Raw genomic sequence first — 21,522 nt, forward strand, 5'->3', positions numbered from 1 at the left:
ATGAAGCGAGTAGGATTTTTTCGTTCGATTCAAATGAAGTTTGTGCTGATTTACGTGCTGCTGATTTTATTCGCTATGCAGATTATCAGCGTTTATTTTGTAAATTCACTTGAAGAAAAATTTACCTCAAACTTTAAAGCGTCCTTGGAGGAAAGAGTGAATTTACTTGAATATAACCTGCTTGAAGAAATCGTGAAAGAGCGAAATGCGGATTCGAAGACGCTGGAGCAGGACGTGCGCGATATCCTGGGGGATTTTTCCTCGGCGGATGACGTTATTGAAGTGAAAGTCATTGATGTAAACAACCGGATTATTGGGACATCTGATACCGATAACCGCGGCGTTGTTGGCCAGCGGACGGTAGAACTACCGGTAACCCAGGCGCTGTCAGCTGGAAGAGTAGGAAAAGAAATGTATGTAGACAATGGCAAGCGCGTATGGGTACTGACCACACCGATTTTATCCGGTAGTGAAGTAAAAGGTGCGATTTACCTTGTTAGCGACATTGAAGAAGTGTTTGCCCAGCTGGATGATATTAATGAAATCTTGTTTACAGCAGCCATATTGGCATTGGCTCTTACAGCTGTCCTGGGAGTTGCGCTCGCTCGGACCATTACCCGGCCTATTACGGACATGAGACGGCAGGCTGTAGCGCTTGGAAAAGGAAATTTTTCACGCAAAGTAAAAGTGTATGGTCAGGATGAAATTGGGGAGCTGGCTGTTACGTTCAACAATTTAACCAAACGACTTCAGGAAGCGCAGGCAACGACAGAAGGGGAACGCCGCAAACTATCGTCTGTCCTTTCTTATATGACGGATGGTGTTATTGCGACGGACCGGCGCGGCCGGGTTATCTTAATTAATGAGCCGGCATCCAAAATGTTGAATGTTTCACGTGAAACAGTTATTTCACAGCCGATTGTTTCATTATTGAATCTTGAGGAAGACTACTCATTTGATGATTTATTAAATGAACAGGAATCCGTGATTCTCGATTACAGTACACATGACCGTCCTTATGTGCTGCGGGCGAATTTTTCTGTGATTCAAAAAGAAACGGGCTTTGTGAACGGGCTTATCACTGTGCTGCATGATATTACGGAACAGGAAAAAATCGAAATGGAGCGCCGTGAATTTGTCACGAATGTTTCACATGAACTGCGCACACCGCTCACTACAATGCGCAGTTATCTAGAGGCGCTGGCGGATGGAGCCTGGCAGGATCCGGACATTGCACCTAATTTTCTTGACGTAACGCAAACAGAAACCGAGCGGATGATCCGGCTCGTAAATGATTTGCTGCAGCTTTCAAAGTTTGACAGTCAGGAGTACAATTTAACGAAAAAAGACACTGATTTTATTGAGTTTTTCAATAAAATCATTGACCGGTTTGAAATGACGAAGTCGCGTGAAGTGACGTTCCGGCGGAAGCTGCCGCGCTATCCGATTTATGTAACGATCGATCAAGATAAATTAACGCAGGTCATTGATAATATTATTTCCAATGCGCTGAAATATTCACCAGACGGCGGCCTCGTATCATTTAAAGTCGAAGAACATGGAGATACAATTCAAGTCAGCATCAGCGATCAGGGAATGGGCATTCCGAAAAAAAGCCTGGAGCGCATTTTCGAGCGCTTTTATCGGGTAGACCGGGCCCGTTCACGAAAAATGGGCGGTACTGGACTTGGACTTGCGATTGCAAAAGAACTCATTACCGCGCACGGCGGCCACATTTGGGCAACGAGTGTGGAAGGGAAAGGAACGACGATTTTCTTTACGCTGCCGGCGGATCTTTCCGAAGAGGATGATTGGGAATGAACTACGAAACAATCAAATCAGCAGTGCTTACGCTGCTGGTATTGATCAGTCTTGCATTTACGTGGGGTATTTGGAACTATCAGCCGTCTTATGAAAACATTGCAGACGGAGAAAACAGCAATATCGTTAATGAAGTAAAAATTGGACAGCAGCGAGAAATTTCCGATTTACTAAAACCATCGCGGATTATTGCTCATCAAGACGGCAGTCACTATGGCACCATTTCTGAAAAGGAGCTTGACTGGGTGATGAAGGAAATGGAAGAATGGACATTCCTGGATCCTGAAAACATCTCAAGCTCTTTGAATGAAAAGGAATTTTCCCAGCTGCTGTCCGATGACCAGCATGTAGAGTTGTTTTTTTCTTCTTCCGTGCCTTTTAACACGCTGAAGATGCTCGTTACCTTTAGGGATGAAAAAGTTCCGAATGCGGTCTTTGACCGTATCGTTATTACAGAAGCGGAGCAGAAAAATAAAGCATTTGTTTATTTTGTTTCTGTGAAAGAAAGACTTGTATTCAGGAGCCAGATTCAAACAAGATCGTTAAAAGAATTTAAGCAGCGTTATGTAGAAGACCATGACCAGCTTGAGCCGTATCTTTCTTATCAGGTTCCAAACGGAGCGCTTTTGTATATACGTAAACAACCGCCTGTATTAACGGTTCAAAGCTACTATTTGAATAAAATAATTGATGCCGATACCTTTAAGCGTGCCCTATTCAATGACCCAAGCTATGTACAGCGAAGCTCAAGCTCAGCAAGTGACGAATATATAACTGATGGAACGAGTTTTATGCGGATAAACGTCACGACAGCGGCTGTTAAATATGTAAACCCATCTGTTGTGACTGAAACAATGCCGCTTGATAAGCTGATTGATAAAAGCGTTAATTTTGTGAACGAGCATAACGGATGGGTGGACAGCTACCGCTTGTTTCAAGCAGATCCAGGCTCTTCAAAAATCAGCTACCGACTGTTTTTAGATGATTTTCCTGTCTTTAGTCCGCAGGAAGGAATAGCAGAACTGTCACAAATATGGGGACGCGAGCGGATTTATCAATATGAACGTTCTTCTTTTATTATTGGTCAGCCGATCATTGATTCAACGGGAACCGTGAAGCTGAAAGACGGCCAGGCAGCATTGGATCAGGTACTGCAGATGGAAAATATAGATCCAACGCAGCTGACGGATATGCGGATCGGATATGAAATGGCGCTGGACCAGAAGTCGCCAGTTATAGCTATGGAACCATTCTGGTACTATCAATCCAACGGTAAATGGTATAAGCTCGCCAAAAATGAAGGAGGGCAAGTCGATGGATTGGAATAAAACTAAAACCATTTTTATCGGCGTGTTTCTTGTCCTGAATATTTTTCTCGCTGTAATGTTTTTTAATAAGTACAGTGCGTCACCATACGAGGTAATTAAAAAAACATCGATTGAACAAAAACTGCAGCAAGACGGCGTTCAATACGAAGCGATGCCTGACGATACGGGAGAACATTCCACTATTGTGACGAAGCCTCGAACGTTTACGGAAAAAGATTTGCTTTTTTTAACAAAACAAAAGGGGGCTATCCAAAATGATGATACAGAAATCGTCAGTGTTTTGGAAAAGCCGTATGAAACGGATGGAGCGGCGCGGAGCAAACTAAATTCTTTTGTTAAAAACAATGTTTTGCATGGTGGAGAATACGCCTATTGGAAACGAAACCGCGAAGCAAATACCGTCATTTACTATCAAAAAATTGAAGGTAAAAAGCTGTTTGAAAACGGATCGGGCATGCTGACTGTACAGCTTAATGATGAGGAAGAGATTACAGGATATTCTCAAACGATGCTCTCAAACATAAATGGGAATCTGGATGAGCAGACGATTTTGCCCGCTCTTGAAGCGATTGATTCTCTTTATAAAAATGGCTTGATTCAGCTGGACAGTGAAATCAGTAATGCGGAGCTGGGCTACTACACAGTTGTACAGTGGGATGAAGAGCCCGAAGCACAAATTGGACAAATTAACGAATCTGAAATAAAGCAGGTGTTGTCTCCAACCTGGTATTTCCAGCTGAAAAAAGGAGATCAGACCGAAGAAGTGTATGTGAACGCATTTAATGGATCTATTAATTCCCCTCAAAAAGAATCGTAGCAACTTAACTGGAGTGAACAGCATGACAATGCAATTTAGTGTACTGGCAAGTGGAAGCACTGGCAATGCCATTTTTGTGGAGTCAGGTGGCCATTCCTTTTTGGTCGATGCCGGACTTTCCGGTAAAAAAATGGATGAGCTTTTTTCATCGATTGGGCGAAAGATCGCTGATTTATCCGGCATTTTTATTACCCACGAGCATAGCGATCACATTAAAGGACTGGGTGTGCTGGCGAGGAAATACAAGCTGCCGGTTTATGCAAATGAAAAAACGTGGCAGGCGATGGACCGGCTAACGGGCACGATCGACGACAGTCAAAAATTTGTCTTTGAAACAGAAACAGTGAAAACATTCGGCTCTGTAGATATTGAGTCATTCGGTGTTTCACATGATGCAGCCGAGCCGATGTTTTATATTTTTCATAGTGACGGTAAAAAGCTTGTTTTGATCACTGACACTGGATATGTGAGTGATCGGATGAAAGGCCTGATTTCAGATGCCGATGCGTACGTATTTGAAAGCAATCATGACGTTGGCATGCTTCGAATGGGGCGTTATCCCTGGAGCATTAAACAGCGTATACTAAGTGATGTAGGGCATGTATCAAACGAAGACGCAGCACTGGCCATGAATGATGTGATTGGTCCCCGTACAAAGCGGATTTATCTGGCACATTTAAGTGCAGATAATAATATGAAGGAGCTTGCCAAAATGAGTGTTACCCAGACACTTGAACAAAAAGGTGCAGGGATCGGATATCAGTTTCATCTGTATGATACAGATCCGAAAGTGCCAACACCGCTTACGGTGATTTAATTCACGTCCGTAGCAGAACGCTGCGGACTTTTTTTCTGCCAGTTTTCAGCTTTTTCTAGTCGTTATTCCCATATAATACGCGGCATATGAGTTGCCCTTCTTTTTGGCAAAAGCGTATAATTTTTTAGAATAGATGAGAGAAATGGTGAAACAATAAGTTGGCAGAAAGGATGATTGGTATTGGGCTATTATGATGAAGGGCGTACAGGAAGAAACAAGCGAAGTGGCAAAGGCGGCTACTTTTTATCAGGACTTGCCGGTGTAGTCATTGGAGCCGGACTTGTAGTCGGGACGCTTCCAACGATTGTAGACTATCAAAACAAAAACGAAGGTGTTTCTGTTTCAGAGAATGAAACCGCCCGTAATGCAGAGCAGGTGTCACTCGATGTAACAACTGATGTTACACAGGCTGTTGAAAGAGCAAAAGATGCGGTAGTAGGAATCACCAATATTCAAGCATCAATGGACTTTTTTGGCACAGAATCCGATCCGCAGGAGGCTGGAAGCGGGAGTGGCGTTATTTATAAAAAAAGCGGCGATACCGCATTTATTGTGACAAATTACCACGTGATTGAGGGTGCCCAGCAGCTGGAGGTAACACTGGCAGATGGGACAAAAGAGCCGGCTGAATTGCTGGGTGGTGACGTGTGGACAGATCTTGCTGTTCTGACGATTAAAGGAGACAATGTCAAGAAAACGGCTGAGTTTGGAGACTCTGGCGCATTGAAAATTGGAGAACCGGTTATTGCCATTGGAAATCCACTTGGCCTTGAATTTTCAGGATCTGTTACGCAAGGGGTTGTATCGGGACTGGAGCGGGCCATTCCAGTCGATTTAAACGGCGACATGGTAAACGACTGGCAGGCAGAAGTGCTGCAAACTGATGCAGCCATCAATCCTGGTAACAGCGGCGGTGCGCTTGTAAATATTACAGGACAGGTAATCGGGATTAACTCTATGAAAATTGCCCAGAGTGCTGTGGAAGGAATCGGGTTGTCTATCCCAATCGACACAGCTCTGCCTATTATCAAAGACCTTGAGTCATTTGGCGAAGTAAAACGGCCGGCTATGGGTGTTACGCTGCAAAATGTGAGTGAGCTTCCATCTTACCATCAGCAGGAAACATTAAAGCTACCTGAGAACGTTAAAGAAGGCGTGATTATCGAACAGGTGTTGACAAACTCTCCGGCGGCCAAAGCAGGATTGCAGGAGTACGATGTTATTACAGCGCTTGATGGCGAACCTGTTCAGGATGTGATCGCTTTACGCAAATATATGTATAACAATAAAAGTGAAGGCGACGCAGTGACCGTAACGTACTATCGTGACGGAAAGCAGCGGGAAACGAAAATGACGCTTGTCGCGGAAAGTGATTTGTAATGGAAAAAAAAACATTAACATGCTGTCTTGAGCATGTGGAGCTGGCCCTGGATATTGCAGTAGACGAATGGGAAACAGCACCAGTTATGAAAAGTATAGAAAAAGCTGCGTCCTGCGAATTTTGTCAGAATCCGGCTATATATGTTGTGGGTAATGAATAAGTAGGGGCAAAATGTGGATGAAATCTGTGGGTATGTGGATAAAGTCAGAAAATTCCCGTTATCAACATGTTGATAACGGGAATTTTTTTCTTTATTTTACCACTACTTCAATTGGCTGGGAAACAATCGTCCATTTCTGTCCAAGCATGTCGAATGTATGCTGGGCAAATACATAAGAAGTGCCCTTTTCAACTGCCTGAATCGTGTTCCCATTAATCGTTACACCGTCATTTGAAGAAAAAAGGGCAGTTTCAATATTTTCCTTTTTCTTTGTACGGTAATTCAGGAACGCTTTCGCCTGAATAGCTGCTGTTTGTCCGACCTGTAGATGTCGTTTTTTAATCGGTGTTTCAATCCGGATTGGCGCGTCTGTCAGCCATTGTGTATAATCGGTAATCGGCCCGATCATCCCGTTTTGAAGCTGGCTTCCAAAATCGGCTTGATTACGGAAGGTCCAATGAAAACTAATCATACCGCGCTGGCGGAGATAAGATGTAAACTCCGGTGACAAGCTGTTGTAGCTTGAATTCAGTGTTGCATTCAGGCGCGTTGCATATTGAAGCATGCTGCTTGCATCGCTAAGCCGCGCTGTTTCCCCGCTTGCAACGGATGCTGAATACAAGTAGCCGGACGGTATATGAGGGGCAGAAGCCACCGACTGTGCGACACTGTTTAAATGAAAGCTTTGCAGTACAACTTGATCCGTCATTCCTTCTTCCTGAATGATCCGAATGGTGTCTTCAGCGATGCCGTCTGCTTTTAATTCAACAAGCAGTATCACATCTTTCCCTTTGAATGCTTGTAGAAATTCACGGAATGTTGGTACCTGTTCACCTGCGAACTGTTCACTAAAATAGGAGCCGGCATCAAGAGATTGAATCTCCGCGAGCGTTAAATCTTTTACATTGCCGGTTCCATCAGTTGTTCGATCAACCGTATAATCATGCATAATAATTATTTCGCCGTCTTTTGTACGCTGAACGTCTGTTTCAATCAAATCGGCGCCAAGCTCATAAGACAGCCTATAGCCAGCCATTGTGTTCTCCGGTGCCAGCGAGGGAATACCGCGGTGTGCTGCGACTATAGGCCGCTGTACAAGCGTGTTTTCTGGATAACGACTGAAGGCAGTGGTTACTGGTTTGGTGTCACTGGCTATAATACCATCGACGCCGGTATGAATAAGCGTATGCGCATCGAGTTCTGAAGTGCTCTCTATCTCACCCCATACAGCAACAGCCCGGCGATGAAAATCGTGAATAAGATCAGCTGAAAGCAATTTTTGAGGCAGCACGGCAGTTTTAGCGCCGGCTGCGTGAATTGATTGAATAAAGCGATTCACGTCATGTTTATTAAGTGAAGATCGATTATAAACGAGTGCGCCGCGTGCAAATGGGATCGTTTCCTGAACCCTTTTCAGTACATTCGGCTGGGTAGAAACGATGTGTACGTCCTGAATGGACATTTCTTGAAGCAGATCGGCTGTTTTTTCGGCTGTTTCCAGCTGTTCAAGCTGAATAACCGGAATTGTTGTACCCGACATTTCAGCCAGGTAGGTGCGAAGCGGTATACCCTGTACTTGCAAATCAGTCTCGGGCCGAAGCAGCATAGAAGAAACACCGTCTATTTGTTCAAGCTGAGGCACAGCTGAAATAATCGTCGGAGCATTGAGCAGATTGGTTTGAGGCTGATCACCGAGAAAAGCACCCGTTTCGGCTAAAGATGGAAGTTCTTCCGTTTGTTCAGTCACGCGTATGTTATCGAATTGAACGGTGGCACCAGCTGCTTGAAAACCAATTCGGCCTCCTGTAAGTGCCGATGCCGCATCGGTATCAATCATAAGTTGGCCGTTTATGTATTGCTGCACCCGGTTGCCTTTTGAAACGATTTTCAGCTTGTACGATTTATTGTAGGAAAAAGCTTCACTGTACGGGGCTTTGTTGAGCACAGACCATTGATTGTTTGCATTCCGAAGTGCAAATTCAACGCCATTTAAGGCTTGAGCACCGCGACGGACAGCCATTTGATAATAAGGATAGTCGCCGCCCTGAACACGATACATAATAGAGGCCCAGCGCGTATCTTCAACAGCGGAAAGGAACGTCATATCTGCTTCAATCACATAATCGCCATTAGAAATAGCTTGAGGCGCGAGGACGCGTGCAGGCTTTGACGTAGAAGGCGATGAAAGCACAAGTGCGCCGTTTTGAACAGAAGCCTGCCCCTGAATCACTTCCCAGCCAGCCGGCAGCGAGGCTGCATCAAAAGATTCCAGTAAAACAGGCTCAGCAGCCAGTGCAGGGGCTGGCAGGAAATTGGGTGAGTGTAATAAAAGGCCGGAAGCTAAAAAAAGTGGAACGATTTTTGTTTTTTTCATCAAGATCCCTCCTAAAATAAACTGCTTCTTTATTTTGGCAGGGGATTGTTAACGGAATATGAAGCGAAAAATAAGTTAACAAAAAAGACGGAAAATTCCTTCTTTTTTCCCGGAAAATATAAAAAGATCCAGACAAAGGTTGAATATTAACATGTGGATAGTATGGTAAAATATAAACAAAATGGTTGTTAATATGTGGATAACTTCTGTGGATAAACTGTTTGTAAATTGTTTGCAAAGTGGGGTTAAATTGTGAATATCTCGATCGTAACAGTAGGAAAATTAAAAGAAAAATATTTAAAGCAAGGTATCGATGAATATGTAAAACGCTTATCGGCTTATGCAAAAATCGACATCATCGAAGTACCAGATGAAAAAGCGCCGGAAATTTTAAGCGAAGCGGAAATGAAACAGGTAAAGGAGAAAGAAGGCGAGCGGATTCTTGCTAAAATTGGACAGGACACGTACGTTATCGCTCTGGCCATCAATGGAAAAATGAAATCATCCGAACAGCTCGCCGCCGATCTTGACAGGCTCGCTACCTACGGTAAAAGCAAAATCGCCTTTGTCATCGGCGGTTCACTAGGCTTAAGTGATATGGTACTCAGGCGGGCAGATGATAAGCTGTCGTTTTCTCCAATGACTTTTCCACACCAGCTGATGAGGCTGATTTTAGTCGAGCAGGTGTATCGGAGCTTTCGCATTAATCGCGGGGAACCGTACCATAAGTAAATGAAGTTTTTTAATTGAAATTACTGGCAGGGTATCTAGATAATTTGTTTTTACGCTCTACACTTGTGTAATTGATGACCTTAAAAGATGGGGGGAAAGCCCCCATCGAATGGTTTGTGGTATTGTCCCATTCAGTTGTCCTCAATTTTATCAATAGGTTTAGTGTGACAAGCATCATTTCCTCTTTTTTTGAATGGTACGTATATTTACTAACGGATTAAAAATCATTCCTAGAAAATAAGAGTGCTTCTTATATTAAGAGACCCAATAAGCTTTGAAACAAAATTAAGACTCTTTGTAAGTATTTTAATATCTTCATAGCAACCATTTGTGTTAGTAAGCTAATTAATTCATAGCTTTTACTTTTTGTAAGTATTGCTTTAGGTCATCGGAGGATTTTATATCTTCCATCTTCTTTTTAGACCACTCATCTTTAGAATCATAGGAAAAATCAAAGAGATAGTCTCTGCTTTTTAGGTGTTTGTTTGAAAAATCGTTGTAATCAAGCTTTTTATCTTTGTCAGAGATTTCTTGTTCAAGGTTTTCGTTAAAGTATTCAATTTTAATGGTGAAGTACTCTAATTCTTGGTTCTTCAAGTACTGTATCAATTTGTAAACTTTATTTAGCTGGTAGTCCATTTCATTGGAAGTGTTAAGAAGTACATTGGCAAATATAATATTTCCAATTCCTTTATGCTCTCTTTCAATGATTTCTTGATAGGTGTTAGAGATGTTGTATTTAGTATAAGTTTCATCCGGAAATGAGACATTGACCATATATGAGTAATTTTCAAGGGATTCATATAGCTTTTTATATATTGAACCAAATTGTTCGTTAAGCTCCGCACGCCATTTCATGTCTAAGTAATTATCGGAAATTGGCTGCATATCTTCAGTAACTGAAATACGAACAGTTAATTTCGGGTCTTTCACAGGGTGAGAATCAATCTGATAAGTACCCATGTCATCGCCTAGTGGTTTTGAGAAGCTTGACTCATCAATAACAAAGTCTTCATTATATTTTTCTTCAAGATGCTTTTCAGCAGCTTTTTCGGCTTTAGAGCTAATTAGTGGAAAATAAACATAGTCAAACAAAACTAGACCAATTATAAATAAAAAGAAAATTGGAATAGTTAGTAAAACAACGAGTATTTTTCGCATCTTTTTTCTCCTGAAAGATCTGTATTTGTACATAATACTAGACATATAGAAACAACCAATTGTTTCAATGACGATTAAAAGATAGTGTATGTAGATGACATCTATAGAAATAGAACAGCAAGTTTTAATAAGTAAAAAGGATACGCTGGAGTCTTGCCTGAAGGACGGTAATGAAGTTAATGTATTGTGCTTTCCTTTTTTACTTGCTGCCACTATTCTTTGCACAGGGTAACTTGACCACAAGAAGATAGTATATCTTTTGTTCGCTTCTACGTCTATTATTTTTTTGCTGCTGCTAAAACCGGCATAATTGGAGAAAAGCACTCAAAAAAATATATCTCTTTTTAAATCCCCAGCTGTTTTTATCATGGTGTATAAATCAATACAAATTTGCCCGGTCCAATCAAGGCTACGCCAATGGCAACAGCAATCAAAACGGCATTGTACTCAAATCCGCCCCTGTCTGCCCAGTAGCCGTTTTTACCATGAACCGTAAAAATCGCGTCGATCATCACGATGACAATCATGATTGCGCCGATCCGGGTAAGAACGCCGGCAGCAAAAAGAAGACCGCCGATGAATTCAAATAGTCCTGCCAGCGTTGCCCAGACTTTCGCGCCTTCTTTAATACCGATAGACTCGAGCAAGCTGCCGGTTCCCGCGATTCCTGTACCCCCAAACCAGCCAAAAAGCTTTTGAGCACCATGTCCCACGAAGGTCAGTCCAATGACGAGGCGAATAATCAATAGGCCAAGGTCTACAGCCATACTTATCCCTCCTTTCACCACATTATTTTTAAAAGCATCCTCATTCTTACAAAGCGTGTAGATAACTTATTGTGAGGAAGCACATCAATGTTTATTCAAAGCTGAATAAAAAAGCGCGTTGTTTTTAAAGGCAGCTTCCAGCCTGTAAAAAGAACACGAGAGCGCAAAAACAATAAGCCGCTTGAAGCAAAAACCTTCAAGCGGTTTACGTTTATTCAATCCATTGAACGATATCATTCATCTCTTTTCTCGTTTTCGGACGCGGCTCTTTTTGTCGGTAACCGAAGGCAGCCATAACGGAAACAGCTAAATGCCCGTCTTCAAGCAGATTCTCTTCTTCGAGCAGCTTTTGTACTTTTTCAAAATGAAAGCCTTCAATCGGACAGGAGTCAACCCCGATCAGGGCGGCCGTTGTCATCATATTGGCCAGGGCAATATACGTTTGTTTCCCAGCCCAGTCGAGCATGGTGCGGTCGTTTTCTAAAAGATTTAGATCTTCTTCCTGAAAAGATTTATATCGCTCTTTAATTTTGTCAAAGAGCTCAGGGGGAAATTTTTTTACGTTCAGCATTTGATTCTTTACATAGTCTGAATCATACTTTGTATCTTTGATCGTTCTTGCCAAAATCACGACAAAGTGGCTTGCGGTCGGCAGTTGCCCTTGCGCTCCCCAGGAAACTTCACGCAGTTTTTCACGCAGCTCCGGATTTTGGATCACTAAAAATTTCCAAGGCTCATATCCGACAGAGCTTGGTGAAAGTCTGCCTGCTTCTAAAATCAGCTCAAAATCTTCTTTTTTGATTTTTTTCGTTGGATCAAATTCTTTTGTTGCATGTCTAAATTCGAAAGCCTTTAAAATGTCCTGATGGGTAATAGAAGAATGGCTCATATACTTGAATACTCCTTTTTATAGCATGTTTTTTACCCACGTATTGTGCCCGGGGGTGAATGAATTATGATGATGATCAGTATAAATAATGAACAGGCGAAAGGAAAATAGTTTGCTCAAAAGAGAAGGGATGGAAAGGGAGGACGGAGAAAAGAAAAGAGTGGGCTGTCAGTCTCTTTTAGCGTAAATTCCCTTGTGAAAACCGAAGAGAATATAAGTTTATGTCCACAGAAAAGAGGGTAGGTAAAGACAGGCCTATTTTACTCAATCAAGGACAGGCTTACAAGCGTTATAGACTGAAAAAGGACGTGGAAACGTGTCAGAGACCGATATGTCAAAATACGAGAAAAAAATCATTGTTCGAAATATACGCTTTGAAGATATTGATGAAATTATGCAGCTATGGGGCCGCTGCTTTCCGGGTATGGAGCCGTGGAAGCGGGATCAGCTGGAAAGCCACATCCGCATTTTTCCTGAAGGGCAGTTTTGTGTAGAATATGAAGATAAAATTGTCGGCTCCTGCTCAAGCCTGATCGTCAATTTTGATGAGTACGACGACCAGCACACGTGGAACACGATTACTGACAATGGATATATCACGAACCACGATCCCGACGGATTCAACTTATATGGAATTGAAGTAATGGTTGACCCCGAATACCGCCGGATGAAAATCGGACACCGTCTTTATGAAGCGCGGAAAGAGCTCGCCCGCCAGTTAAATCTTCAAAGTATCATTATTGGAGGACGAATTCCAAATTATCATAAATACAAAACCGATATGACACCGCGTGAGTATGTAGCGGCTGTTGAGAAGCACAGCATTTATGATCCTGTTTTATCCTTCCAGCTGCTTGAAGGATTTACGATTAAGCGTATTAATACGCGCTACTTGCCAGACGATGCAGCATCCGATTCTTTTGCCACATTAATGGAATGGAACAATATTGATTATTTAGCGAAGTCACGACGTGTATACCGTGCTTCTTTCCCGGTGAGAATTTGCGCCATTCAGTACATGATGAAAAAAATTGATTCCTTCGAGGATTTTGCCCGCCAGGTAGAGTACTACGTAGATGTCGCCGCTGATTTCGGCTCTGATTTCGCTGTTTTTCCTGAGCTGTTTACAACACAATTGATGTCTTTTCTTGAAGAAAAGCGGCCAGACCGTGCTGTACGCCGTCTTGCTACATACACAGACCAGTACATCGAATTGTTTACGGAGCTGGCAGTACGGTATAACGTTAACATTATCGGAGGCTCCCATTTTGTCGAAAGCGAAGGGAATGTTTTCAATGTAGCATATTTATTCCGCCGCGACGGCACGATTGAAAAGCAGGAAAAAATTCATGCCACACCAAATGAACAAAAGTGGTGGGGGATTGCAGAAGGAAATAAAATTGAAGTGTTTGACACAGACTGTGGTAAAATTGCGATCCAAATTTGCTACGATATTGAATTTCCTGAGCTTGCCCGCATTGCGGTTGACCAGGGAGCCAATATTATTTTTGTTCCGTTTTGTACAGATGATCGCCAGGGGTATCTGCGGGTCCGTTATTGTGCTCAGGCGCGGGCTGTTGAAAATCAGGCTTACATTTGCATCGCAGGAACAGTTGGCAACCTGACTCATGTGGAAAATATGGATATCCAGTACGCCCAGTCAGCGATTTTCTCTCCATCAGATTTTGGATTTGCAAGAGATGGCATTGTAGGAGAGTGCGACGCAAACGTCGATACAGTTGTAGTGGGAGATGTTGACCTTGAAAAGCTAAGACGCTCCCGAAACGCTGGATCCGTCCGGCAGCTGCGTGACCGGCGCCGTGACCTGTACCGGGTTGAGCTGAAGCAGCTGGAATCAGAGTAAATTAAAGGGATCCAAGAAGAATCTAACCGTTTAAATAACTATAAAGAAAGAGGCTGGTTCTGTCCCAGCCTCTTTTACGCATCTATTTGTACAAAAAAACCTTCAGGTTATCTTTTGTATCAAGGGTAGCAAGCAGGACATTTTTTATGTCCGTTTGAAACGAAGCTGCCAGCTGAGACGCGACCCAGCTTTCGTCTTTGGAAAGGTGTTTTAATTCCTCGGTATTTATTTTACCTTCTTTCACAATTGTTCTCGGTAAATCAAAAGGCTCTGTTTTCATTTGAAGAGATCCGGGTGTAAGTGGTTCATATTTAGGATCTAGAAAAAATGAGATTTTTCCATCTGCTTCCCAAATAGCCAGGGCGACCTTATTTATATCATCGACTTTTTTTTCTCGAAGCTCCTCTAATAACACATCAAGGGAGATTCTTGCTTTTTTCAGCCCCGCATAAAGAATTTCTCCATTTTGAACAACGGTAATAGGAGCGTGACTTACCAGCTTTCTAAACCATGGCCATTTTAAAATCATAAAAACACTCGCCAGGTAGAAGAACAACATCACCAGTGTCGTAACAAAGGAACCTTTTAGCCCCAACCCTTCATCTGACAAAGGGTGAGCCACGATATTCCCAATCACGAGGACGATTGCGAAGTCTATAACCCTTAATTGGGAGATAGCCCGCTGTCCTAAAGCTTTTGCAACCGCTACTAAAAAGAAAAAAGTAACAGCTGCCCGGAGCATCCATTCAATGAGAGAAAGCGTTTCCTGTCTGTGAAAAAAATCCACATTAAGCACATCCTTTATTTAAATCAGCTGATCCTTTTTTCCACGATCACGCTGCTCGTATAAAATAATCCATTAATTTCATGATTTCTTTATCCTTTGTGGGATATACACGATGAGCCTTATTTTTCATCTGGTTTCCCCTGTTTCAGCGATCATGCGGAAAATAATATGTTAGATTTTCTAACAAGCAGGATGACGAATTATCGGAATTTTTATACGATGGATGAAAGAATGAACAGCAGGTGAGCAAACAGTGAATGCTTCTTTTAAAAAACAGCTGTCTCAGCTGTACAATGAAGTCAATCAAGAGATTTACAGCATAGGCGTGAGCAAGCAAAAAATTGATATTGCAGAAAACCGCATCGTTATTTTTGCCGAAACAAAGCGTTCTCCTTTAATTTCTGTTTTAGGAAAACGGTATCCAGAACTGACGCTGTCCGTTGACGGGGCGCTGGCCATGGAGTACAAACGCCGGTTAAAAGAGCATGTGGAAGAGCAGTTTGGGCTGACAGTGACAGCCATTTTCAAAGACTACGATGCTTCAAGCCAGCATGCCTGTACAGTCATTTATGTGCAGGAGCCGCTTGATTCATAATATGAGCAGCGTGACTGCTGGAGGGAAGATGATTGATCATTTTTCCTTCAACTGTTTACGTTGAAAGAGCCGGAAGCTTACATGTCGTTATACGTCATATAAGAGCCGCAGAAAAAGAAGAGTTACTCTTCTTTTTCTGCGGCTTTTTTTATAGAAAAGGGGAGTAAACATGAATTCAAAAGTGGTTTCATTAGGATTTCAGCATGTAATGGCGATGTATGCAGGAGCTATCCTCGTTCCGCTGCTTGTCGGAAGAGCTCTAAACCTTTCCGCAGAGCAATTAGCTTACCTGGTCGCAATTGACTTATTAACGTGCGGGATTGCTACACTGCTTCAGGCATGGCAAAACAAATACTTTGGCATCGGTCTGCCGGTCGTACTGGGCGCATCTTTTGTGGCTCTGTCACCGATGATTGCAATCGGATCTGAGTATGGCATTCCGGCCGTTTACGGCGCCATTATAGCAGCTGGGCTTTTTATTCTCATCTTTGCCCGCTATCTGGGGAAGCTGGTTAAGCTGTTCCCGCCTGTTGTAACAGGAACGGTTGTCACGATTATTGGCTTATCCCTCATTCCATCCGGCATCCGAAACATGGCCGGCGGTGCAGGAAACCCTGATTTTGGAAGCCTGGAGAATTTAATGCTGTCTATGGGTGTGATCGCCGTCATTATTGTGGCGAACCGTTTTTTCAAAGGGTATGTTCGCTCCCTGTCTGTGCTCCTTGGTATTATGGCGGGCACACTGGCTGCAACGGTTATGGGGAGAGTTCATTTTGAGGAAGTAGCAGAAGCTTCCTGGTTTCATTTACCGCAGCCCTTTTACTTCGGCATGCCTACTTTTGAAATAGGACCAATTCTAACAATGCTCATTGTCGGCCTGGTAATCATTGTGGAATCAACAGGTGTGTTTTTCGCTTTAGGTAAAATTTGCGATCGGCCCGTTACGCAGGCAGACCTTACTCGTGGATACCGGGCAGAAGGTCTGGCGATTATGATTGGTGGTATTTTTAATGCTTTCCCATACAATACGTTCGCCCAAAACGTAGGACTTGTGCAGCTATCACGCAATAAATCTACAAATGTGGTCGTAGCAGCAGGATTTATTCTCGTTTTCCTTGGGTTAATTCCGAAAGTAGCCGCTCTGGCGACAATTATTCCAGCACCTGTACTTGGCGGTGCCACAGTTGTCCTATTTGGAATGGTTGTATCTTCCGGCATCAAAATGCTGGGATCAGTCGATTTCAGCAATCAGCAGAATGCACTTATTATCGCCTGCTCGGTTTCATTAGGTCTGGGGGCCACTGTAGTACCTGAATTGTTCAGCCAGCTGCCGCATGCCCTGCGCATTTTAGTAAGTGACGGCGTCATTACCGGCAGCCTGACAGCTATTTTTTTAAATATATTTTTTAATTTTCGAGATATTTCAGCTCCCGGCACTGCTCATCAAAACGAAGCGGGCAATGCACGGGTGTCATAAGAAAAGAAAAGGACGGTATGGATAAATGGTAACCATCAGTACGTTAAATGAAATGTCGAAGTTAGCGTTTGTAGAAAAATTAAAAGAACTGGTGGAGCATTCTCCCTGGGTGATTGAAAGAGCAGAAAAACAAAGACCATTTAATTCTCGTGAAAACCTTCATGAAAAAATCGCTGCGGTTATTCAAGCAGCGAGTGAAGACGAAAAAATGAATCTCATTCAAGCTCATCCCCATTTAGGAACGAGAAAAAAAGTAACCTCTTTTTCCGAAAGTGAGCAAAAAGGTGCCGGGTTAAACGGGCTGTCAGAAGCAGAGTATGAGCATTTACTGGAGCTGAATAGGGAATATGTTGAACGGTTTTCTTTTCCTTTTATTTTGGCAGTCCGGGGCAAAAACAAAGAAGATATTTTCCACTCTATAAAGGAAAGAGTAAAACATTCAAAGGAACAGGAGATGAGCCGGGCTTTGTCTGAAATCAATCAAATTGTCCGATTTAGAATAGAAGATCAAATTACAGAAGGAGAGGACTGACTCGATGGGAGGATTAACAACACATATATTAGACCTGACACATGGCTGCCCTGCTTCACAGGTGAGTATTGAGCTTTTTGAATTAAACGGACCTGAAAAACGCTTATTAAACAGTGCGCGGACCAATTCGGACGGGCGGCTTGATGCACCACTGCTCTCATCCGATCTTGTGAGAAAAGGAGAATATGAGCTTCTCTTTTATATAGGCGATTATTTCAAAGAAAAAGGACTGCAGCTGTCAGAGCCTGCTTTTTTAGAAAAGGTTTCCGTGCGGATTGGGCTTGATCCGTCCTCGCTGCATTACCACGTGCCCCTGCTTGTTTCCCCCTGGGGATACCAGGTCTATCGCGGAAGCTGACAATTTGTGCAAGTATAACTAAAGGAGAGGAAGAACATGAGTATAGAGGCATTAAACAAACAAGTACAAACGGATCTTTCTTATCTGGCATTTGACAGAGAGAGCTGGGTTCAGCCCGTTCATCACCCTAAAGGCCATGTATATGATGCTGTTATTGTAGGCGGCGGACAGAGCGGTTTAGGAATTGCTTTTGGTCTTTTGCGCGAGCGCATTTCCAACATCTTAATTATTGATGAAAACAAGGAAGGATACGAGGGACCCTGGGTAACATACGCTCGAATGATGACATTGCGCACGCCGAAACATTTAACATCAATCGACCTTGGTGTTCCATCTTTAACATTTCGCTCCTGGTGGGAAGCACAGTTCGGACCGGAGAGCTGGGAAGCGGTAGATAAAATTCCCCGAAGTGACTGGATGAATTATTTGCGCTGGTATCGTGAGGTTTTAAAGCTTCCCGTTAAGAACGAAGTAAAGCTGAAGCTGATTGATCCGATAGAAGAAGGCATTCACCAGCTGCACATTGAAGGCGCAGGAGCACCGTCAGACACGATTCTTGCCCGAAAAGTTGTTTTGGCAACAGGGATTCAAGGAGGTGGTCAATGGCATGTACCGCCGATGGTTTCTGAGAAACTGCCCCGGCATCTTTACGCTCACACATCCCAAGCAATTGATTTTAACAAACTCAAAGGTAAAAAAGTAGCCATTTTAGGAGGTGGAGCCTCTGCCTTCGATAATGCAAACTTTGCCCTAACAGAAGGCACAGCGGAGGCGCACGTTTTTATTCGGCGTAAAGAAATGCCAAGAATTAACCCTATCCGCCAGATGGAAGGGTCAGGGATGATTGAACGATTTCACACGTTATCGGACGAGAAAAAATATGATGTGATGACTCACTTTTTTAAACATAATCAACCGCCGACAAACGATACATTTCAACGCGCTGCTTCATGGCCTGGTTTTCACCTACATCTCGAATCACCCTGGCTCGGAGTAGAAGAGAAAGAGGAAAAAGCCATCATCACAACGCCACAGGGCACTTTTTCTTTTGATTTCCTTATCATTAGCACAGGGCTTGTGACAGATCCTGCTTTGCGTCCGGAGCTCAAGCTTGTTGAAAGTGGCATTGCGCGCTGGCGCGATTATTACAAAGCGCCTGAAGAAAAAGCCCATCCCCTGCTTGATGCTCATCCTTACCTGGGCCCCGGCTTTGCTTTTACAGGACGGGATAGGCAAGCGCAAAAAACACTGCATGGACTTTTTACTTTTAACTATGCGGCTTTGATCAGCTGCGGTATTACTGCTTCTGCTCTTTCGGGTATGAAATATGGAATTCCTAAGGTTGTATCGGCCGTAGCAGATCAGCTTTTCCTGGATCATCAGGAAGATATTTTAAGTAGCTTTTTCGCCTACAATGAAGTGGAATTTACAGAGGAATGGACTGGAAAAACAGCGCTGGAAGCGTAAACCGCCTGGAGAAATTAAAAAAATGATTTTTCAAAGCCTCTCTTTTGAGCCGAAAAATGAAAAAGAGGGCCGGAAAACGTTGCTGGATGGCCGGATTTTCTTTTTTTCGGCCATTATCGGTTTACTCCGACTATCCAGCAAAAAAATTCCGCCATAAAAACAAGGAGGTCTCAGCAGCCGGTTTTCCGGCTTGGAGACCTCCTTGTTTGCGTGTTGTTTTAAATATGAAAGAGCCAGACGACAAGTGGCCCAAACAGGGAGCCGAGCACAGCGCTGAGTGTCATAGAGACTGAACTCATAGACACGGCAAGCTCCCCGTACTCAAAGGCTTTTGAAGTACCTAAAGCGTGTGAAGCACTGCCAAAAGCAATGCCTCTTCCCAGGGAGCTGCGAATGCGAACCCACTTTAAAATCATCGGACCGAGCAGAACACCCGAAAAGCCTGCAATCATCACAAATACAACCGTCATAGATGGAACACCACCAATACCAGTGGCAATTTGAATTGCGACGGGTGTGGTAATAGATTTCGGTATAATGGACAAAATCAAATCCCGGTCGATGCCAAACATCCTGGCAAAAAGCAGACCGCTGATCATGCCTGAAAACAACCCGACGAATACGCCTCCTATAATCGGAAAGCTGTATGTAAGTAAAACGTGACGCTGCTTATAAAGAGGATAAGCAAGAGCAACGACAGCTGGACCGAGTAGGGAATTAATCCATTGCCCACCGATCATATAGCCGTTATACGAGATATGGAATGTCATTAACAGGACGATAATCAATATAGTTGTCGTTAAGACCGGAATAAAAAAAGGGTAAGGAAAACGCTGATATACTTTCATCATGGCTAAATAAGCGGCCACTGTTAACAAAATTATAAAGATCGCGATAAAGAATTGCGGCACTTCTTTTTCTCCTTTCGTTTATTCACGCGCTGCTCTAGCAGCTGGCTGGCCATTCCCGCTGCGGCCATTGTCACAATCGTGCTCATTACCACAACCAGAAGGAGGATGGCGCCGTTGCCAGAAAAAAGAGCAGGATAATTTATTACACCTGCCATCGCTGGTATAAACAAAAGCGGAAGAAAGGACAATAAAAAATTGGCTCCATTTTCAATGATCTTCACCGGTATAATGTTAAAGATTAAGCAAATAAGCATGAAGAGTAAACCGATAATACTCCCGGGTACAGGCAGGCCAAACAGCAGGTGCACAGCTTCTCCTACAGCAAAAAAGGCGTACAGGACCGCCACTTGTAATATGATTTTAACAGCTTTCAATATAAGGTACTGCTCTTTCAAAATACGAGCAGCTTCCTCCTTTCTAAATAGATAGATAAAAATGTGAGAATTTTCTTTACTTTCTGTTTATTTACTTGTACGATACAAATATATATAGTTGTATTATACAACTATATAATGCTTTGTCAATGAAGGAAAAGTCCGTATATTCGGGAGGGGAGTGAAGAAAAATGGAAAAGCGAAACCCGGTTGAACGCATTGAATATGAACTGACTACATTTATCCGGCGGGCGGTTTATCTCGACAACTCGGAAAAGAAAATCGGAAACCTGGAGCGTTCTGCTTACTTATTATTAAGGCAATTGGATGAGTTTGGCCCGGCGCGTGTAAAAGAGCTGGCAGAATCATTTAAATTAGATATTTCAACCGTTTCAAGGCAGGCAGCGGCTTTAGAAGCAAAGGAACTGATCATTCGTTTTTCCGATCCTGCAGACGGGCGGGTTAGTTTGTTTACGGTTACGAAGCTTGGCAAGCAAAAATTGAAAGCGGATAAAAAAATGCGGCTGAAACGATTTGAAAGCATAACGGGTGAGTGGACAGCCGATGAAAAAGAATCGTTTGGCGAGCTGCTTATCCGGCTAAATGAAGCATTTTTTGATTAATAAAGATGAGAAAAGGAAGCCTGTTTTTGCACTTTTTTCGGCTGCAGGCAGGCTTTATTTTGTTCTCCATAAAAATAAATTTGCCTATTGCACGAAAAGAATTCCTGTAGTACAATCTAATTGTGAAATGATTCACAATATAGCCAAAGAAGCGAACTATATTTTTTATAAATATATGTGAAATATTTCACATAATCTTGATGAAAAGAAACGGCTGATCATTTTTCAGGTCAACTATTCAAAATAGCGATCATACAATTTTTTATACAAAATCATGTGAAATATTT

Annotated in this window: 21 protein-coding genes; 14 read left to right on the plus strand and 7 right to left on the minus strand. The window is 42.9% G+C overall.

All coding sequences use genetic code 11. From position 1 onward, the window contains the following. The 6 genes from walK (at nucleotide 1) to VP97_RS23140 (ending at nucleotide 6,324) form a co-directional block, all read left to right on the plus strand. Nucleotides 1-1,821 (plus strand): cell wall metabolism sensor histidine kinase WalK, encoded by a 1,821-nt coding sequence (walK, locus tag VP97_RS03230; RefSeq protein WP_050180244.1) that lies wholly within the window; start codon nucleotides 1-3, stop codon nucleotides 1,819-1,821. Beyond that, entirely contained in the window at nucleotides 1,818-3,149 is a 1,332-nt protein-coding gene (locus VP97_RS03235) for a YycH family regulatory protein (protein ID WP_050180245.1), read from the plus strand. Before walK ends, VP97_RS03235 begins: the two co-directional genes overlap by 4 nt. Then, a complete protein-coding gene (locus tag VP97_RS03240; protein ID WP_050180246.1) occupies nucleotides 3,136-3,966 on the plus strand; it encodes a two-component system regulatory protein YycI in 831 nt (276 codons plus the stop codon). Before VP97_RS03235 ends, VP97_RS03240 begins: the two co-directional genes overlap by 14 nt. A gap of 22 nt (nucleotides 3,967-3,988) precedes the next feature. After that, nucleotides 3,989-4,783 (plus strand): MBL fold metallo-hydrolase, encoded by a 795-nt coding sequence (locus tag VP97_RS03245; RefSeq protein WP_050180247.1) that lies wholly within the window; start codon nucleotides 3,989-3,991, stop codon nucleotides 4,781-4,783. A gap of 180 nt (nucleotides 4,784-4,963) precedes the next feature. After that, entirely contained in the window at nucleotides 4,964-6,163 is a 1,200-nt protein-coding gene (locus VP97_RS03250; protein ID WP_050180248.1) for a S1C family serine protease, read from the plus strand. Further along, nucleotides 6,163-6,324, plus strand: a complete 162-nt coding sequence (locus VP97_RS23140; protein WP_082220210.1) for a CxxH/CxxC protein — start codon at nucleotides 6,163-6,165, stop codon at nucleotides 6,322-6,324. Before VP97_RS03250 ends, VP97_RS23140 begins: the two co-directional genes overlap by 1 nt. Nucleotides 6,325-6,415: 91 nt before the next feature. Here the strand turns inward: VP97_RS23140 and VP97_RS03255 are convergent, their stop codons facing one another. Next, nucleotides 6,416-8,698, minus strand: coding sequence for a glycerophosphodiester phosphodiesterase family protein (locus VP97_RS03255; RefSeq protein ID WP_050180249.1), 2,283 nt, complete (start codon nucleotides 8,696-8,698; stop codon nucleotides 6,416-6,418). A 252-nt stretch (nucleotides 8,699-8,950) separates the two neighbouring features. Between VP97_RS03255 and rlmH the strand changes: the two genes are divergently transcribed. Next, the gene (gene rlmH, locus VP97_RS03260; protein ID WP_050180250.1) at nucleotides 8,951-9,430 is read left to right on the plus strand and encodes a 23S rRNA (pseudouridine(1915)-N(3))-methyltransferase RlmH; all 480 of its coding nucleotides are present in this window, start codon (nucleotides 8,951-8,953) and stop codon (nucleotides 9,428-9,430) included. Nucleotides 9,431-9,775: 345 nt separating this feature from the next. Here the strand turns inward: rlmH and VP97_RS03265 are convergent, their stop codons facing one another. The 3 genes from VP97_RS03265 to VP97_RS03275 form a co-directional block, all read right to left on the minus strand. Further along, entirely contained in the window at nucleotides 9,776-10,591 is an 816-nt protein-coding gene (locus VP97_RS03265; RefSeq protein ID WP_050180251.1) for a hypothetical protein, read from the minus strand. 365 nt (nucleotides 10,592-10,956) lie between these two features. After that, complete coding sequence (locus VP97_RS03270) at nucleotides 10,957-11,358, minus strand: DoxX family protein (RefSeq protein ID WP_050180252.1); 402 nt, start codon at nucleotides 11,356-11,358, stop codon at nucleotides 10,957-10,959. 211 nt (nucleotides 11,359-11,569) lie between these two features. After that, the gene (locus VP97_RS03275; protein WP_050180253.1) at nucleotides 11,570-12,247 is read right to left on the minus strand and encodes an NAD(P)H-dependent oxidoreductase; all 678 of its coding nucleotides are present in this window, start codon (nucleotides 12,245-12,247) and stop codon (nucleotides 11,570-11,572) included. A 316-nt stretch (nucleotides 12,248-12,563) separates the two neighbouring features. Here VP97_RS03275 and VP97_RS03280 point away from each other — a divergent pair, with 316 nt between their 5' ends. Further along, nucleotides 12,564-14,111, plus strand: coding sequence for a bifunctional GNAT family N-acetyltransferase/carbon-nitrogen hydrolase family protein (locus VP97_RS03280; protein ID WP_050180254.1), 1,548 nt, complete (start codon nucleotides 12,564-12,566; stop codon nucleotides 14,109-14,111). 82 nt (nucleotides 14,112-14,193) lie between these two features. Here the strand turns inward: VP97_RS03280 and VP97_RS03285 are convergent, their stop codons facing one another. Continuing rightward, entirely contained in the window at nucleotides 14,194-14,898 is a 705-nt protein-coding gene (locus VP97_RS03285; protein ID WP_050180255.1) for a DUF421 domain-containing protein, read from the minus strand. A 253-nt stretch (nucleotides 14,899-15,151) separates the two neighbouring features. On the opposite strand from VP97_RS03285, the gene VP97_RS03290 reads away from it, so the two are divergent. The 5 genes from VP97_RS03290 to VP97_RS03310 all read left to right on the plus strand — a co-directional run bounded on the left by VP97_RS03290 (nucleotide 15,152) and on the right by VP97_RS03310 (nucleotide 19,327). Further along, nucleotides 15,152-15,493, plus strand: coding sequence for a Na-translocating system protein MpsC family protein (locus tag VP97_RS03290; RefSeq protein ID WP_050180256.1), 342 nt, complete (start codon nucleotides 15,152-15,154; stop codon nucleotides 15,491-15,493). Nucleotides 15,494-15,662: 169 nt separating this feature from the next. Continuing rightward, nucleotides 15,663-16,970, plus strand: a complete 1,308-nt coding sequence (locus VP97_RS03295; protein ID WP_050180257.1) for a nucleobase:cation symporter-2 family protein — start codon at nucleotides 15,663-15,665, stop codon at nucleotides 16,968-16,970. Between the two features lie 25 nt (nucleotides 16,971-16,995). After that, entirely contained in the window at nucleotides 16,996-17,502 is a 507-nt protein-coding gene (uraD, locus tag VP97_RS03300) for a 2-oxo-4-hydroxy-4-carboxy-5-ureidoimidazoline decarboxylase (RefSeq protein WP_050180258.1), read from the plus strand. Between the two features lie 4 nt (nucleotides 17,503-17,506). Beyond that, nucleotides 17,507-17,860 (plus strand): hydroxyisourate hydrolase, encoded by a 354-nt coding sequence (gene uraH, locus VP97_RS03305; RefSeq protein ID WP_050180259.1) that lies wholly within the window; start codon nucleotides 17,507-17,509, stop codon nucleotides 17,858-17,860. Between the two features lie 36 nt (nucleotides 17,861-17,896). Further along, complete coding sequence (locus VP97_RS03310) at nucleotides 17,897-19,327, plus strand: flavin-containing monooxygenase (protein ID WP_050180260.1); 1,431 nt, start codon at nucleotides 17,897-17,899, stop codon at nucleotides 19,325-19,327. Nucleotides 19,328-19,545: 218 nt separating this feature from the next. Here VP97_RS03310 and VP97_RS03315 read toward each other — a convergent pair whose 3' ends face one another. After that, nucleotides 19,546-20,238, minus strand: a complete 693-nt coding sequence (locus VP97_RS03315; RefSeq protein WP_050180261.1) for an LrgB family protein — start codon at nucleotides 20,236-20,238, stop codon at nucleotides 19,546-19,548. Then, nucleotides 20,208-20,612, minus strand: coding sequence for a CidA/LrgA family protein (locus tag VP97_RS03320; RefSeq protein ID WP_050180280.1), 405 nt, complete (start codon nucleotides 20,610-20,612; stop codon nucleotides 20,208-20,210). The genes VP97_RS03315 and VP97_RS03320 overlap by 31 nt, the downstream gene beginning before the upstream one ends. A gap of 191 nt (nucleotides 20,613-20,803) precedes the next feature. On the opposite strand from VP97_RS03320, the gene VP97_RS03325 reads away from it, so the two are divergent. Then, the gene (locus tag VP97_RS03325; RefSeq protein WP_050180262.1) at nucleotides 20,804-21,235 is read left to right on the plus strand and encodes a MarR family winged helix-turn-helix transcriptional regulator; all 432 of its coding nucleotides are present in this window, start codon (nucleotides 20,804-20,806) and stop codon (nucleotides 21,233-21,235) included. The last annotated feature ends 287 nt before the right edge of the window (nucleotides 21,236-21,522 follow it).

This window comes from Domibacillus robiginosus (assembly GCF_000966195.1).
In the GTDB taxonomy this organism is placed as follows: domain Bacteria; phylum Bacillota; class Bacilli; order Bacillales; family Domibacillaceae; genus Domibacillus; species Domibacillus robiginosus.